17 protein-coding genes are annotated in these 15,106 nt (G+C 60.5%); all 17 read right to left on the bottom strand.

All coding sequences use genetic code 11. From position 1 onward, the window contains the following. Positions 1 to 78: 78 nt before the first annotated feature. Positions 79 to 1,218, bottom strand: coding sequence for a flagellar biosynthesis protein FlhB (gene flhB, locus ACYZT7_RS09295; RefSeq protein ID WP_462040795.1), 1,140 nt, complete (start codon positions 1,216 to 1,218; stop codon positions 79 to 81). 3 nt (positions 1,219 to 1,221) lie between these two features. Then, positions 1,222 to 2,004 (bottom strand): flagellar biosynthetic protein FliR, encoded by a 783-nt coding sequence (gene fliR, locus ACYZT7_RS09290; protein ID WP_282377498.1) that lies wholly within the window; start codon positions 2,002 to 2,004, stop codon positions 1,222 to 1,224. A 3-nt stretch (positions 2,005 to 2,007) separates the two neighbouring features. After that, positions 2,008 to 2,277 (bottom strand): flagellar biosynthesis protein FliQ, encoded by a 270-nt coding sequence (gene fliQ / locus ACYZT7_RS09285; RefSeq protein WP_010456946.1) that lies wholly within the window; start codon positions 2,275 to 2,277, stop codon positions 2,008 to 2,010. Further along, a complete protein-coding gene (gene fliP, locus ACYZT7_RS09280) occupies positions 2,274 to 3,032 on the bottom strand; it encodes a flagellar type III secretion system pore protein FliP (protein WP_462040794.1) in 759 nt (252 codons plus the stop codon). Before fliP ends, fliQ begins: the two co-directional genes overlap by 4 nt. Continuing rightward, positions 3,032 to 3,487: a flagellar biosynthetic protein FliO gene (gene fliO / locus ACYZT7_RS09275; protein ID WP_462040793.1), complete on the bottom strand. Its 456-nt coding sequence runs from the start codon at positions 3,485 to 3,487 to the stop codon at positions 3,032 to 3,034. Before fliO ends, fliP begins: the two co-directional genes overlap by 1 nt. Beyond that, positions 3,488 to 3,946, bottom strand: coding sequence for a flagellar motor switch protein FliN (fliN, locus tag ACYZT7_RS09270; protein WP_415770617.1), 459 nt, complete (start codon positions 3,944 to 3,946; stop codon positions 3,488 to 3,490). 73 nt (positions 3,947 to 4,019) lie between these two features. Beyond that, a complete protein-coding gene (fliM, locus tag ACYZT7_RS09265) occupies positions 4,020 to 4,988 on the bottom strand; it encodes a flagellar motor switch protein FliM (RefSeq protein WP_149629158.1) in 969 nt (322 codons plus the stop codon). Between the two features lie 9 nt (positions 4,989 to 4,997). Further along, positions 4,998 to 5,498, bottom strand: a complete 501-nt coding sequence (fliL, locus tag ACYZT7_RS09260; RefSeq protein WP_462040792.1) for a flagellar basal body-associated protein FliL — start codon at positions 5,496 to 5,498, stop codon at positions 4,998 to 5,000. Positions 5,499 to 5,724: 226 nt separating this feature from the next. Then, positions 5,725 to 7,083: a flagellar hook-length control protein FliK gene (locus ACYZT7_RS09255; protein WP_462040791.1), complete on the bottom strand. Its 1,359-nt coding sequence runs from the start codon at positions 7,081 to 7,083 to the stop codon at positions 5,725 to 5,727. Between the two features lie 105 nt (positions 7,084 to 7,188). Next, complete coding sequence (locus ACYZT7_RS09250) at positions 7,189 to 7,536, bottom strand: Hpt domain-containing protein (protein WP_462040790.1); 348 nt, start codon at positions 7,534 to 7,536, stop codon at positions 7,189 to 7,191. Between the two features lie 30 nt (positions 7,537 to 7,566). After that, positions 7,567 to 9,273, bottom strand: a complete 1,707-nt coding sequence (locus ACYZT7_RS09245; protein WP_462040789.1) for an ATP-binding SpoIIE family protein phosphatase — start codon at positions 9,271 to 9,273, stop codon at positions 7,567 to 7,569. Between the two features lie 5 nt (positions 9,274 to 9,278). Next, positions 9,279 to 9,584 carry an STAS domain-containing protein gene (locus ACYZT7_RS09240; protein ID WP_008151067.1) on the bottom strand — a complete coding sequence of 102 codons (306 nt, stop codon included), beginning with the start codon at positions 9,582 to 9,584 and terminating at the stop codon, positions 9,279 to 9,281. A gap of 96 nt (positions 9,585 to 9,680) precedes the next feature. Next, a complete protein-coding gene (gene fliJ, locus ACYZT7_RS09235) occupies positions 9,681 to 10,130 on the bottom strand; it encodes a flagellar export protein FliJ (protein ID WP_056742083.1) in 450 nt (149 codons plus the stop codon). Positions 10,131 to 10,136: 6 nt separating this feature from the next. Then, the gene (gene fliI, locus ACYZT7_RS09230) at positions 10,137 to 11,495 is read right to left on the bottom strand and encodes a flagellar protein export ATPase FliI (RefSeq protein WP_462040788.1); all 1,359 of its coding nucleotides are present in this window, start codon (positions 11,493 to 11,495) and stop codon (positions 10,137 to 10,139) included. Then, entirely contained in the window at positions 11,485 to 12,294 is an 810-nt protein-coding gene (gene fliH, locus ACYZT7_RS09225; protein ID WP_462040787.1) for a flagellar assembly protein FliH, read from the bottom strand. The genes fliI and fliH overlap by 11 nt, the downstream gene beginning before the upstream one ends. 7 nt (positions 12,295 to 12,301) lie before the next feature. After that, complete coding sequence (fliG, locus tag ACYZT7_RS09220) at positions 12,302 to 13,321, bottom strand: flagellar motor switch protein FliG (RefSeq protein ID WP_007948903.1); 1,020 nt, start codon at positions 13,319 to 13,321, stop codon at positions 12,302 to 12,304. Beyond that, the gene (gene fliF / locus ACYZT7_RS09215; protein ID WP_462040786.1) at positions 13,314 to 15,101 is read right to left on the bottom strand and encodes a flagellar basal-body MS-ring/collar protein FliF; all 1,788 of its coding nucleotides are present in this window, start codon (positions 15,099 to 15,101) and stop codon (positions 13,314 to 13,316) included. Before fliF ends, fliG begins: the two co-directional genes overlap by 8 nt. Positions 15,102 to 15,106 lie beyond the last annotated feature (5 nt).

The raw sequence follows: 15,106 nt of genomic DNA, 5'->3' as shown, positions 1-15,106 counted from the left end.
TTTAGAGGACTGGCGTCTACTGTCAGAGCTACCAGGTAAGAGGTGTTTTCAGACAGACGGAAAAATCTGTTGGAGAAATCAGGAATCGCGCCGCAGATCCGGCGGAATCGGCAGATCGCCCTTGAGCGGATCCGGACGTTTGCCCTTGCCAGCACGGTGCTGGCGGATCTGGTAGACGTAAGCGAGCACCTGGGCGACGGCAAGATAGAGCCCGCCAGGGATTTCCTGATCAAGTTCTGTGGAGTAGTAGATCGAACGCGCCAGCGCCGGCGACTCAAGCAGCAGCACGTCGTTGGCCACAGCGATTTCACGGATCTTCAAGGCCAGGAAGTCGCTGCCCTTGGCGATCAGCATCGGCGCCCCGCCCTTGTCCGGATCGTACTTGAGCGCTACGGCGTAGTGGGTCGGGTTGGTGATGACCACATCGGCGTCGGGGATCGCCGCCATCATCCGGCGCTGGGACATTTCGCGCTGCAGCTGGCGAATCCGTTGTTTAACCTCTGGCTTCCCTTCCTGATCTTTATGCTCGTCACGCACTTCCTGCTTGGTCATCAGCAGTTTCTTGTGGCTCTCCCAGAGCTGCACCGGCACATCCACCGCAGCGATAACGATCAGCCCGCAAGACATCCACAACGTACTCCAGCCCACCACCTGCAAGCAGTGGATGATGGCCAGTTCCAATGGTTCGTGTGCGATGCGTATCAGGTCATCAATGTCCGATGACAACACTAAAAGCGCCACGGTAAGGGTGATGAAAAATTTCGCCAGCGCCTTGAGCAGCTCCGCCACAGCCTTGAACGAAAACATGCGCTTGAGGCCGGCAGCGGGGTTCATCCGACTGAACTTCGGTGCCAGGGAACTGGCCGCGAACAGCCAGCCGCCCAGGGAAATCGGCCCGATCAATGCTACCAGGACCAGGGTGATCATGATGGGTTGAATCGCCAGCAACGCCATCAGCCCCGAGCTCATCAGATAAGTGCCCATCGAGCGCTGATCGAGGATGACTTCTCGCGGCAGGGAAAAATTCTGTCGCATCAGCTCCATCAAATCCTGCGCCAGGGCTCCGCCGAAAATCAGCAGCGCAGCGGAACCAGCCAGCATGATCGCCAGCGTGTTGAGCTCCTTGGAGCGCGCAATCTCGCCTTTCTCGCGAGAGTCCTTTTTACGTTTTTCCGTGGGGTCTTCTGTTTTGTCCTGACCGCTTTCGCTCTCAGCCATGACTCAGCGCGCCTGTGCCAGTTCGCGTAAAAACTGCAAGGCCTCGGAGGCCAGCGGTTGATACTGATTGAGGATGTCCGCAAGCCCCACCCAGAGGATGTACATCCCGAGCACCAGGGTCAGCGGGAAGCCGATGGAGAAGATGTTCAGCTGCGGCGCCGCCCGGGTCATGATGCCAAACGCAATGTTCACTACCAGCAGCGCGGTGATCGCGGGCAGCACCAGCATAAGAGCAGCCCCAAGGACCCAACCAAGCTTGCCGGCCAGCTCCCAGAAATGATTGACCATAAACCCGCTACCGACGGGCAGCGTGGTGAAGCTTTCGGTGAGGACTTCGAACACCACCAGATGGCCATTCATCGACAGGAACAGCAGCGTCACCAGCATCGTGAAGAACTGCCCGATAACTGCCACCGACACACCGTTGGTAGGGTCGACCATGGAAGCGAAGCCCATGCCCATCTGAATGGAGACGATCTGCCCGGCAACCACGAAGGCCTGGAAGAACAGCTGCAAGGAGAACCCCAGTACCGCGCCGATGATGATCTGCTCGGCGATCAGCAGCAGCCCGCTCAGATCCAGCGCATTCACCGGCGGCATGGGTGGCAGGCCGGGGGCGATGACCACGGTAATGGCCACAGCGAAATAGAGGCGGATCCGCGTGGGCACCAGGCTCGTACCGAATATCGGCATGACCATCAGCAACGAACCGACGCGAAACAGCGGCAACATGAACGTCGCCACCCAGGTACTGATCTGGGTGTCAGTCAGCTGGAGCAGCGACATGGCTTAGCCGATAACCTGAGGAATATTGCCGTACAACTGCAGGATGTATTCCATGAAGGTCTGCACCAGCCACGGGCCGGCGACGATCAGCGTCACCAGCATCACCAGCAAGCGCGGCAGAAAGCTCAGCGTCTGTTCGTTGATCTGCGTAGCGGCCTGAAACATTGCCACCAACAGGCCCACGAGCAAACTCGGAATCACCAGCACGGCAACCATCATGGTGGTCAGCCACAGCGCCTCCCGGAAGATGTCTACCGCAACTTCTGGCGTCATGGCGATACACCGCCGAAGCTGCTCGCCAGCGTACCGATGATCAACGCCCAGCCATCCACCAGCACGAACAGCATGATCTTGAACGGCAGCGAAATGATCAGCGGCGAGAGCATCATCATGCCCATGGCCATCAGCACACTGGCCACGACCAGGTCGATGATCAGGAACGGAATGAAGATCATGAAGCCAATCTGGAAGGCGGTTTTCAGCTCGGACGTGACGAACGCCGGGACCAAAATGGTCAGCGGCGCCTGATCCGGCGACGCGATATCAGTGCGTTTGGACAAGCGCATGAACAACTCCAGATCGCTGCTGCGAGTCTGGGCGAGCATGAAGTCCTTGATCGGCACCTGGGCCTTGGCCACGGCGTCTTGAGCGGTGAGTTTCTCCGCCAGATACGGTTGCAAGGCATCTTGATTAACACGGTCGAACACCGGCGCCATGATGAACAGCGTCAGGAACAGCGCCATCCCCGTGAGGATTTGGTTTGACGGTGTCTGCTGCAGACCCAGGGCCTGACGCAGGATCGAGAAGACGATGATGATTCGGGTGAAACTGGTCATCAGCATGACGAACGCCGGGATAAAACTCAGCGCGGTCATGATCAGCAGGATTTGCAGGCTGACCGAGTATTCCTGAGCGCCTTCGGCATTGGTACCCAGGGTGATCGCCGGGATCGACAACGGATCGGCGGCGAACGCCAGCGGCGCGGCCAGCATCAGGACTAGCGTCAAGACGATGCGTAACGCACCCATTACTTCTTATCCTTCTGATCCTTGCCCATCAGCTCCATCAGGCGCTGGGCAAACTCGGGGGTCGCTTTTTCAGTACCGCTGGGCACTTGCACCGGTTCCTTGAGCACGTGCAACGCAGTGATGGTGCCGGGGCTCAAGCCAAGCAGAATCTGCTCGTTGCCGACCTGCACCAGCATCAACCGGTCGCGAGGGCCCAGCGCGCGGGAACCGATCAGCTCGATCACCTGTCCCTTGCCGGCCGGCCCGGCCTGCTGGACCCGGCGCAATAGCCAGGCGAGGAAGAAGATCAACCCCAGCACCAGCAGCAAACCGAACACCAACTGTGTCAATTGCCCGCCCACACCACTGCTGACCGCGGGCGCGGCGGCGGTGGCAGCGGTGGCAGCCGTCGCCACCGGCTCAGCAGCCAGAACGCTGAACGGCAAGGCAAGCAGAGCGCCCAGAACCTTTTTCACTTAGCGCAGCTTCTTGATGCGTTCGCTTGGGCTGATCACGTCGGTCAGGCGGATGCCGAACTTCTCGTTGACCACCACCACTTCGCCGTGAGCGATGAGCGTGCCGTTGACCAGCACGTCCAGCGGTTCACCGGCCAGACGATCGAGCTCGATCACCGAACCCTGGTTGAGTTGCAACAGGTTGCGAATGTTGATGTCGGTGCTGCCGACTTCCATGGAAATCGACACCGGAATATCGAGGATCACGTCCAGGTTCGGACCGTCCAGGGTGACTGGATTATTGTTTTTCGGCACGCTGCCGAACTCTTCCATCGGCAGACGGTTGGACGGCGAACTGGCGGCGTCGGCGGCCAGCAAGGCGTCGATGTCGTCCTGCCCGGCGTCGCCGGTTTCTTCCAGGGCCGCAGCCCATTCATCGGCCAGCGCCTGGTCGTCCTGGGTGTTCATATCGTTAGCCATCAATTTGTCCTCGGCGGGCATCCATTCAATCAGGAGCCGTCAGTTAAAAGCACAGGGGGGGTTGGAGCGCCGGTCAGCGGCGCTCGATCGGCTCGATCACTTGCAACGCGAGGTTGCCTTTGTGCGACCCCATCTTGACCTTGAACGCAGGCACGCCGTTGGCGCGCATGATCATCTCTTCCGGCATCTCGACCGGGATAATGTCCCCCGGTTGCATGTGCAGAATGTCCCGCAGGCGCAACTGGCGACGGGCAACCGTGGCACCGATCGGTACGTCAACGTCCAGCACATCCTGGCGCAAGGCATTGATCCAGCGTTCGTCCTGATCGTCGAGGTCCGACTGGAAGCCGGCGTCGAGCATTTCGCGCACCGGTTCGATCATCGAGTACGGCATGGTCACGTGCAGGTCGCCGCCACCGCCATCAAGTTCGATGTGGAAGGTCGACACCACAATGGCTTCGCTCGGTCCGACGATGTTGGCCATGGCCGGGTTCACTTCCGAGTTGATGTACTCGAAGTTCACTTCCATGATCGCCTGCCAGGCTTCCTTCAAATCGACGAAGGCCTGCTCCAGCACCATGCGCACCACACGCAGTTCGGTCGGGGTGAATTCACGCCCTTCGATCTTCGCGTGACGGCCGTCGCCGCCGAAGAAGTTGTCCACCAGTTTGAACACCAGTTTGGCGTCGAGGATGAACAACGCGGTGCCGCGCAACGGTTTGATCTTGACCAGGTTGAGGCTGGTCGGCACGTACAGCGAGTGCACGTATTCGCCGAACTTCATCACCTGCACGCCACCGACGGCAACGTCCGCCGAGCGGCGCAGCATGTTGAACATGCTGATGCGGGTGTAACGGGCGAAACGCTCGTTGATCATCTCCAGGGTCGGCATGCGTCCGCGGACGATGCGATCCTGGCTGGTCAGGTCGTAGCTTTTGACACTGCCGGGTTCAGCAGCGGTATCGGTCTGTACCAGACCATCGTCGACGCCATGCAACAGCGCATCGATCTCATCCTGGGACAGCAGGTCCTGCACGGCCATGTCGTGTTCCTACTGCAGTACGAAATTAGTGAAAAGCAACTGTTCGATGACCACTTTGCCGAGTTCTTTCTGCGCTACTTCCTGAACGCTGGCCGTGGCTTTCTGACGCAACATTTCCTGGCCGACTGGCGACGCCAGGGTGGCGAAGTCCTGGCCGGAGAACAGCATGACCAGGTTATTGCGGATGACCGGCATGTGGACTTTGAGCGCTTCCAGCTCAGCCTGATTGCGACCCTGCATGGTGATGCTCACCTGCATGTAGCGCTGACGACCGTTCTGGTTGTAGTTGGCCACGAAGGCCGGAGCCATGGGCTCGAAAATCGCTGGCTGCTTGCCGACCGGGTCGGTCTCAGCCGCGGCGGCAGGCTTGCTCTGAGCGCTGTGCATGAAGAACCAGGTCGCTCCCACGGACAAACCGATCGCCAGCAGCAGGGCCACCACGATCACAATGATCAGCTTGAGTTTGCCTTTGGTTGCGGGGTCTTTTACTGCTGCTTCGCTCTTCGCCATGCCAATAATCCGTCACTATTCGGGTTTTCACAGTCGCACGGCAAGGCAAGAGCAAGTGTTATGCCAGAAGTGTCGGGGAGACAGGGGGACGGTGGATGACGAGCCACCACAAAACAAATAATGTGGGAGCGAGCTTGCTCGCGATTGCGGCGTAACAGGCAATAAAGATATCGACTGTTAAGGCCTCATCGCGAGCAAGCTCGCTCCCACAGGGTTTTGCGTTTGATCAGGCGTAATAATCGACTGCGCTGGAGCCAATCACGCTGGTGGTGCTGGTCGCAGCTTCGGTAACACTAACCGGAAGCTCTTCATCCATGGAATCGAGGCGACCACCGCTGGCGTTGGTGCGCCCGCCCTGGCCTTGGCCCTGTTGAGCCTGATCCTGCCCCTGACCCTGCCAACCACGGGACTGGTCGGACACGTTGACGTCGACCTGGCCCATGCCCTGCTGCGCAAACATGTCACGCAAGCGATGCATTTGCCCCTCCAGCGCTTCGCGAACGCCTGGATGGGCGCTCATGAAAGTCACCTGAGTCTGCTGATCCGGAACCATGTTCACCCGAATGTCCAGGCGCCCCAGTTCGGCCGGTTGCAACTGGATGTCGGCCGCCTTGAGATTGGCACTGGACAGGTACATGACCCGGTTCACCACTTCTTCGGTCCAGCCGCTCTGGTGCATGGCGATCGGCTGGTTCACCGGCAAGGCATTGGCGGTTTTCGGCGTGGCCGCCTGGGTCAGCGCCGCCAGACGGTTGGCAAAATCATCGACCCGGGTATCGCTGCTCGCGGACTTCGGGTCCTTGAGACCGTCATCGATAAGACCGCTGAAGGCCTTGTCGCCGCCCTGGCCAGTGCTGTCCTTGTCGGCTTGCACGTCGAGCATGCTCGCCATGCCCGCGGCAAAGTTCTGCGCCGAGGTCGATTCGCCGTCGGCCTGAGCCTGCGCCGAGGTCGGTGCCGCTTTGGGCTGAGCCTGACTGGAAGCGGAAACGTGACCGCTCTGCTCCATGGCCATGCGCACGGCTGGCAGCGCGTCGAGGGGATCGGCTTCGGGGTCGAAATCGGTGTCAGTGGTTGCGGCGGGAAAGATTGCCGCGGTAACGGCCGCAGCAATCGGCGCTTCGACCTGCGCGGCGGCTACCACTGGCAGAGTCGTCGGCACTGGCGCTGCCGGCTGGACTGCCTGCATCAATGCAGGATCGAGAGTCGGGTCAACAGGCGCGGCATCGGCGACCGACGTTCCAGCCGGATCCGAGGCTTCATCGCTGGCAGCCTTGTCGTCAGCCAGCGCCGGTTTATCGGCGGGCAAGGATTTGCCGCTATCGGCAACCGCGGGTTCCGGGGCGGCAGACTTGTCGTTGTCGATATCCTTTTTGCCGGGGCTGTCCGGCGTTTTATCGCGTATTGGCTTGGCCGATCCATCACCCTCCGCCGAGGGTTTGTTCCGGGCTTGATTGGCGTAGACCTGAGCGAAGCTTGACGCCTTGTCCCCAGGCTCAGCGGCCAGCGCCGGTGTATTGGCGGAGGCAGCTTGAGTCTTGGCCTGCGCGGCGGCCTGAAGCAGCATATTGGGGGTAACGGGCATGGAACGGTCTCCGCGGCACTGGGATCGTAGGTACAGTTGACGGAGATTATTGCAAAGGTCGCGCCAGGTTTGAGTGCCAGGCGCTAAAAGCGCCGGACGGTCGTCTCAGTCAGCAAGAGAACGCTGGCGCTCGGCTTCATAGAGCGGTCGAACAATGGCGAACTCTCCGTCAATTTCGCCCACCAGTTTTTCAATGCCGGCGAGGCTTTTTTGCTTGGCGCGTTGTTCCAGCTCATGACACAACTCAGCCAGGCGAATGGCGCCCATGTTGCTGCTACTGCCTTTGAAACTATGGGCAGCATTTATGAGTTGCGCGGCATCTTCGGCGTTTCGCAAGTCGCGCAAACGCTCTTCGGAATCAGCGAGAAAGGTATCCAGCAACGTCGGATACTCATCCTCCATGACCTCTTGCAACGCGTTCAGCACGTCGCGGTCCAGGTGTGTGTCAGCCACTTGCTCACTCCTTGATCAAGAATGCGTGGATTATGCCAGAGCCTCCCAGAAAAATTCCACGCGGGCACTTCGACCATCATCGGACCAACTTGCATTGTGGCCCAATTGACGGATCAGACTGACGCCACGTCCCGACAGACGGACGCCATCGACGGGCCGCTCCATCACCCGCGCGACATCGAAACCCTTGCCACTGTCTTCGACCCGAACTGTCAGGCGGCCGCCCTCGCCCCTCGGGACAACCTGCAAATGCACCCGCACAAAGCCGTCCTGCAAATCGTCCAGGCGCGTTTTGCGCTGTTGATAATAGCGAGTAAAACCCGAGGCATCGCGTTTGAGCGCCGAATCCAGCCCTAACACGCCATGCTCCAGGGCATTGGAATACAGTTCGGCCAAAACACTGTAGAGCGCCCCGCTCTGAGCCCGCAGACCGTGGACCTCAAGCAGCAATTGCAGAAGATACGGCAGTGGATTGAAACGTCTGAGCGTGGCGGCGCGAAACTCGAAACTCACTGACCAGTCCAGCGGGCAGGACTGGCCGCTGTCGGAATACACCAGCGCCGGCGGGCTCAGTTGCGCGGCGTCCAGCAGACTGACCTCGACCATGCTCACGTCATCGCGGGCCTCGCCGCGAAAGTCCCGCAACGCCTGCTCGATCTCTTCGAACAACTCATCAGGCTGACGATTGGCCGCAAACACCTGCTGCAATCGTTCCATACCAAACAACTGTTCGTTGGCATCGCACGTATCGATCACCCCGTCGGACAACAGGAAGACCCGATCCCCGACCGCCATGGGAAACACCTCGGTGCGGTCATTAAACGATTGCGGGCTCAGCACGCCGAGCGGCAAATGCCGAGCCTTCAGCGCCGTGCGCTCACCACTGGCGATGCTGTGCAGGTAACCGTCCGGCATCCCGCCATTCCAGACCTCCACCGAACGTCGCTGAAAACTCAGGCACAGCAGCGTTGCACAACAGAACATGTCCACCGGCAGGATGCGCTTGAGCTTGGCATTCATCTCGCGCAGGGTTTCGGACAGGCCGTAACCCTTGGCGGTCATGCCATAGAAAACTTCGGCCAGGGGCATGGCACCGACCGCGGCCGGCAAACCGTGACCGGTAAAATCGCCGAGCAGCACGTGCATGTCGCCAGCCGGGGTGAACGCGGCCAGCAGCAGATCGCCGTTGAACAACGCATAGGGCGATTGCAGGTAACGAATATTCGGTGCACTCAGGCAGCCGGAGTGGGCCACCTTGTCGAACACGGCTTTGGCCACCCGCTGCTCGTTGAGCAGGTAATCGTGATGCCTGGCGATCTGGTCACGCTGCTGCAACACCGTGGCCTGCAACCGCCGCAAGCGGTCCATCGCCTTGATCTTGGCGGCGAGGATCACCTGGTTGTAGGGCTTTGCCAGAAAGTCGTCGCCTCCGGCCTCCAGACAGCGGGCCAGCGCTTCGCTTTCGGTCAGCGAGGTGAGGAAGATGATCGGCACCAGGGTTTCCCCGGCCAATACCTTGATCTGCCGCGCCGCCTCGAAACCGTCCATCACCGGCATCATGGCGTCCATGAGCACCAGTTGCGGTCGTTGCTGCCGAAACGCTTCAACGGCTTCGGCACCATTGGCGGCCGTCAGCACCTCATGGCCCTGGCGACGGACGATGGTCGACAGCAGCATGCGATCGGCCGCGCTGTCTTCAGCGATCAGGATCGTCAGCGGTTCGAACAAAGACTGCATGGCGGTCACGCCACGTCGAAGATTTGTTCGAAGTTGGAGATGGCGAGGATCTTGCGCACATCTGCGTTAGCGTTGGTCAACGTGATCTCGGCATTCTCGCCGCCAGCGTGATCACGCAATAGCAACAGCATGCCGAGCGCTGAGCTGTCGAGGTAGGTAGCGTCTTTCAGATCCACCTCGAAGGACTCGGGTTTTGGCTGAAGATTTTCGTAGGACTCGCGAAATTCCTGATGCTTGGCGAAATCGAATCGTCCCTTGACCGATATCGTCAGCTTTTGCCCATCTTGGGAGACTTCTGTAACAACTGGCATTTAACGGCTTCCTTGTCATTGGTGAATGTACGTGTACAAGGTTTAGCACTTGGCGAGGGCAGGAGCAAGGCGGGAAAACGGTTGAACCCTGCCTGATCAATAGGGATCCTGACGCGGCAACCGCTGGGACAACTCATCCAGCAGCTTTTGCTCACGCCGGTCTTCCAGCCGCCGCGCCTCATCCCTGTAGCGCAACACCAGTTTGCGCAAGCCTTCGACCCGGGCAAACGCCTGCTGCCAGGATTCCCGCGCCTTGTTCAGGTTGTTTTGATGCCATACCAGGCTTTGTCGCTGCTGGTCGATGGCGGTACCCAGTTGCGCAAGGAAGCCTTGATAACCCAGCAGCCATTGGCCAGAAACGCCACTGCTGCCGCGCACGATCCACTGCTCTTGATAGTCGAGACGAAAAGCTTCGAGGTCGGCGAGTTTGCTTTCGGCCAGACGGACTTGCCCCTGGAAGTGCCCCAGACGCAGGACCGCGGTTTTCTCAGCCTTTTCGGCCATTTCGACCACGGGGGCCAGGCGCGAGGCTCGGCTCTGGGCCATGGCCGGTTAGCCGCCGGCCGCGGGAGCGAAAATCGTGCCGAGATAGGCTTCGCTTTCGCCCAGGCTGATGCTGTCGTTCAGGCCCTGGCGCAGGTATTTCACCAACTGCGGCTGCAGGGAGATCGCCAGGTCGGTTTCCCGATCACCACCCGCGACGTAGGCGCCGACGCTGATCAGGTCTCGACTCTGCTGATAACGCGACCACAGCTGCTTGAAATACTGGGCGCGCATCATGTGTTCCGGCGACACCACCGACGGCATGACCCGGCTGATGGACGCTTCGATATCGATGGCCGGGTAATGACCTTCCTCGGCCAGTCGCCTGGACAGCACGATGTGCCCGTCGAGCACGCCTCGCGCGGCGTCGGCAATCGGATCCTGCTGGTCATCGCCTTCGGACAGTACGGTGTAGAACGCGGTGATCGAACCGCCGCCCTTCTCGGCATTACCGGCCCGCTCCACCAGTTTCGGTAGTTTGGCGAACACCGATGGCGGATAACCCTTGGTCGCGGGCGGCTCGCCGATAGCCAGGGCGATTTCCCGCTGGGCCTGGGCGAAACGGGTCAGGGAGTCCATGAGTAACAGGACGTTCTTGCCCTTGTCGCGGAAATACTCGGCGATTCGCGTGCAGTACATCGCAGCGCGCAGACGCATCAGCGGCGCATCGTCCGCCGGGGACGCCACCACGACCGAACGCTTGAGCCCTTCTTCACCGAGGATATGCTCGATGAATTCTTTAACTTCACGACCCCGCTCACCGATCAGCCCGACGACGATGATGTCGGCCTCGGTGAAGCGGGTCATCATGCCCAGCAGCACACTCTTGCCCACGCCAGTACCGGCAAACAGGCCAAGACGCTGGCCGCGACCGACCGTCAGCAAACCGTTGATGCTGCGAATACCCACGTCCAGCGGCTCGCTGATCGGTTCACGCTTGAGCGGGTTGATGGTCGGGCCGTCCATCGGCACCCAATCTTCGGCCTTCATCCCACCCTTGCCGTCCAGCGCGCGACCGGCGCCATCGAGCACCCGCCCGAGCATGCTCATGCCCATCGGCAAGCGGCCGGTGTCGGCCAGAGGAACCACACGGGCACCGGGAGCGATGCCGGCAACACTGCCGACCGGCATCAGAAACACCTTGCTGCCGGAGAAGCCCATGACTTCGGCTTCGACCTGCACCGGGTGATAACTGTCGTCGTTGATGACCATGCAGCGGCTGCCCATGGCGGCGCGCAAGCCCTCGGCTTCGAGGGTCAGGCCGACCATGCGCAGCAAGCGGCCTTCAAGGATCGGCGCGCCTTCCAACTCCGTGGCCTCGGCGTAGCTGCCGAGACGCTTGGCGAAGCTGGTGCGATCAAGGCGCATCGGGAACGTCCAGTTCGGGTTCGACCGGCGCGATCGCGGGCTTGTCGCTGATCGGCAGTTCCAGGCTCAGATCCGGCGCGGCCGGGTGCAATGCCTGTTCGTGCAACTGATCGAACAGCTTGTCCATAACCCGCACAACGCGGGTTTCGACCGTGGCGTCGATACGACTGTGTTCAGTCTCGACCCGGCAACCGCCGGGCAACAACGCCTCGTCCTCGACGATGCGCCAGGTTTCTTCATGGCGTTCGCGCAGGGCTTTGACCTGTTCGAAATCTTGCGGATTGATGTACAGCCGCACATTGCCCACGCCCAGCGGCAAGAGCTTGAGAGCCTCGCGCATGACGTGTTCGATCTGCGTCGAGTCGATGGCCAGTTCGCGCTGAATCACCTGTTTGGTGATGTGCTGCACCAGGTCGACCAGGGACTTTTCGATCAAGGTATCCTGCTCGGCGATAGGCTCGAACAAATGCCCCATCAGTTGCTCCAGAGCGGCAATCTTGGCGGCCAGGGCCACCTCGGCTTCCTGACGGACCTTGAGCGTGGTGCTGTGAAAACCTTCTTTTTCGCCCGTGGCGAAGCCTTCGTTGTAGGCCTCCTGGCGAATGCTTTCGAGTTCTTCGAGGGTCAGTGGCTGGACTTCATCCAGCGGCACTTCTTCCATTTCCGGCGGCTCGGGTTCCGGCTCAGGCTCGGGCTCCGGAACAAAAGGATCGAAACTGGGCAGCGACCAGACATCGAAACCACCGACGTCCTTGCCACGGATCAGGTCGGTGTTGGATTCATCATGTTTGGACGACATAGTGACCTTAGATCATCTCTTCGCCGCCCTTCCCGCCGAGAACGATTTCTCCGGCTTCGGCCATACGGCGGGCAATGGTGAGGATTTCTTTCTGCGCCGTTTCCACGTCGCTGACGCGCACCGGGCCTTTGGCCTCGAGGTCGTCGCGCAACAGTTCGGCCGCCCGTTTGGACATGTTCTTGAAGATCTTCTCTTTGACGCCTTCGTCCGAACCCTTGAGGGCCAGCACCAGCACGTCGGAAGACACTTCACGCAGCAGTGCCTGAATACCGCGATCGTCGACATCGGACAGGTTGTTGAACACGAACATGAGGTCTTCGATCTGACCGGACAGGTCTTCGTCGACTTCCCGGATCGAGTCCATCAGCTGACCTTCGATCGAGCTGTCGAGGAAGTTCATGATATCCGCCGCGCGCTTGATGCCACCCAAGGTGGTGCGCGAGGCATTCGAGTTGCCGGAGAACTGCTTCTCGAGAATCTGGTTGAGTTCTTTCAGGGCTGCTGGCTGCACAGTGTTCAGCGAGGACACCCGCAGAATGATGTCCAGACGCACCTTGTGGTCGAAGTTGCCGAGCACTTCGCCGGCCTGGTCCGGATCGAGGTACGCCACGACGATCGCCTGGATCTGCGGGTGCTCGTAACGGATCACGTCGGCGACGGCGCGCGGCTCCATCCACTTCAGGCTGTCGAGGCCGCTGGTGTTGCCGCCCAGCAGGATGCGGTCGATCAGGCCATTGGCCTTGTCTTCGCCCAGTGCCTGAGTGAGCATTTTGCGCACGTAGTCGTCGGAGCCGACGCCGAGGCTGGTCTGGTCGCCGACGATGTCGACGAACTCACTCATCACCTGCTCGACCTGTTCGCGGTGCACGTTACCCATTTGGGCCATGGCCACACCCACACGCTGGACCTCTTTAGGCCCCATGTGGCGCAGCACCTGGGCGGCGTCGGTTGAACCCAGGGACAGCAGCAGAATCGCGGCTTTGTCGACCTTGCTCAGTTTGGCGGCAACGGCTCGGTTATCACTCATCTGCGTTAATCCACTCTTTCACGACCTGGGCCACGCGACCCGGATCTTCTGCCACCAGACTCTTGATTGCGTTCAACTGTGCGTCATAGCCTTCGCTCGGGCTCGGCAACAGGATGCTGGTCGGGCCACCGAGGCTGACGCGGTCGTTGGCCAGTTCGCCGTCCAGACCGCCCATGCCACCCAACTCGACGTCGCTGCCCAAGGCTGCAAACTGCTTGCCTTTGCCACCACCGGTGATGTTGTTGAGTACCGGACGCAGCACACCGAACACCAGCACCAGGATGAACAAGACACCCAGCACTTGCTTGACGATGTCCCAGAACCACGGCTGGGAGTAGAACGGAATTTCGGCAATCACTTCACCGCGCTCGGCGGAGAACGGCATGTTGATTACGCTGACGCTGTCGCCACGGCTGGCGTCGAAGCCGACGGCGTCCTGTACCAGGCGAGTGAAGCGCGCCAGTTCATCGGCGCTCCACGGTGCACGGGTGGTTTCACCGTTGGCCGCGTTGATCTTGACCTGGTCATCCACCACCACTGACACCGACAGGCGATTCAAACGGCCCTGCTGTTGTTTGGTGTGGCTGATGGAACGGTCGAGCTCGAAGTTCTTGGTGGATTGTTGACGCTTGTCCGCCGGGTACGGTGCGAGCATGGGCTGGCCGGTGGCCGGGTCCATGATTTGCTGACCGTTGGCATCAATCAATGGCTGGCCTGGCTGCACCATGCCGGCCGACGCTGTAGCGCCACCGGTGGTTTGCGGCGCGGAGGCTGGCGCTGGTGGCTGGTTGCTCAAAGCACCCGGCACACCTTGCGGGCCATTGCTGGCGGTGCGTTGTTCATTGACCGACTGCTCGCTGCGCAAGGCCGGTTGATCCGGGTTGAACTGCTCGGAGGTTGACTCGACAGCACTGAAATCCACGTCGGCCGAGACTTCGGCTTTATAGCGATCGTTGCCCAGCACCGGTTGCAGGATGTTGTGTACGCGCTGAGTCAGCATGCTTTCCATGCGGCGGCTGTAATCGAATTGCTTGCCGGCCATGGTCAGTTCGGAGTTCTCCGCCTGATCGGAGAGCAAGGTGCCCTTCTGATCGACGACGGTGATCTGGGATTTGCTGAGTTCGGGAACGCTGGTGGCCACCAGGTTGATGATCGCCAGCACTTGGCCAGGCTCCAGCGAGCGGCCGGAGTACAGCTCAACCAGAACCGAAGCGCTCGGCTTGCGCTCGTCGCGCACGAACACCGAACTCTTCGGAATCGCCAAGTGCACGCGGGCACCCTTGACGTTGTTCAGGCTGGAAATGGTGCGGGCCAGTTCGCCTTCGAGACCGCGACGATATCGGGTCGCTTCCATGAACTGGCTGGTGCCCAGGCCCTGGTCCTTGTCGAGAATTTCAAAACCGATGTTGCCGTCGCTGGGAGTGACACCAGCGCCCGCGAGTTTGATTCGCGCACGGGACAGGTCATCGGCCTTGACCAGCAAGGCACCGGAATTCGGTTCAACGGTATAGGGAATGTCGGCTGCGGCCAGGGTATCCATGACCTGTTTGGCGTCCATACCGGCAAGGCTGCCGTACAGAGGCCGGTAGTCCGGCTGCTGGGACCACAACACCACGGCGAAGCCAATCGCCACGCTCGCAGCCAGGCCGACCAACAGGCCCACCTGACGCAACATGGTCATCTCGGAGAGGTTTTCCAGGAAGGACAACCCGAACAGCGGCGGCTTGCCGTCTACTGGAGTGGCCTTGGCCGGAACATTATCGGCGACTGCTTCTGCCATGACTC

It is taken from the genome of Pseudomonas sp. RT4P38, from assembly GCF_054897765.1.
This window is presented reverse-complemented; position numbering and strand designations above follow the sequence as displayed.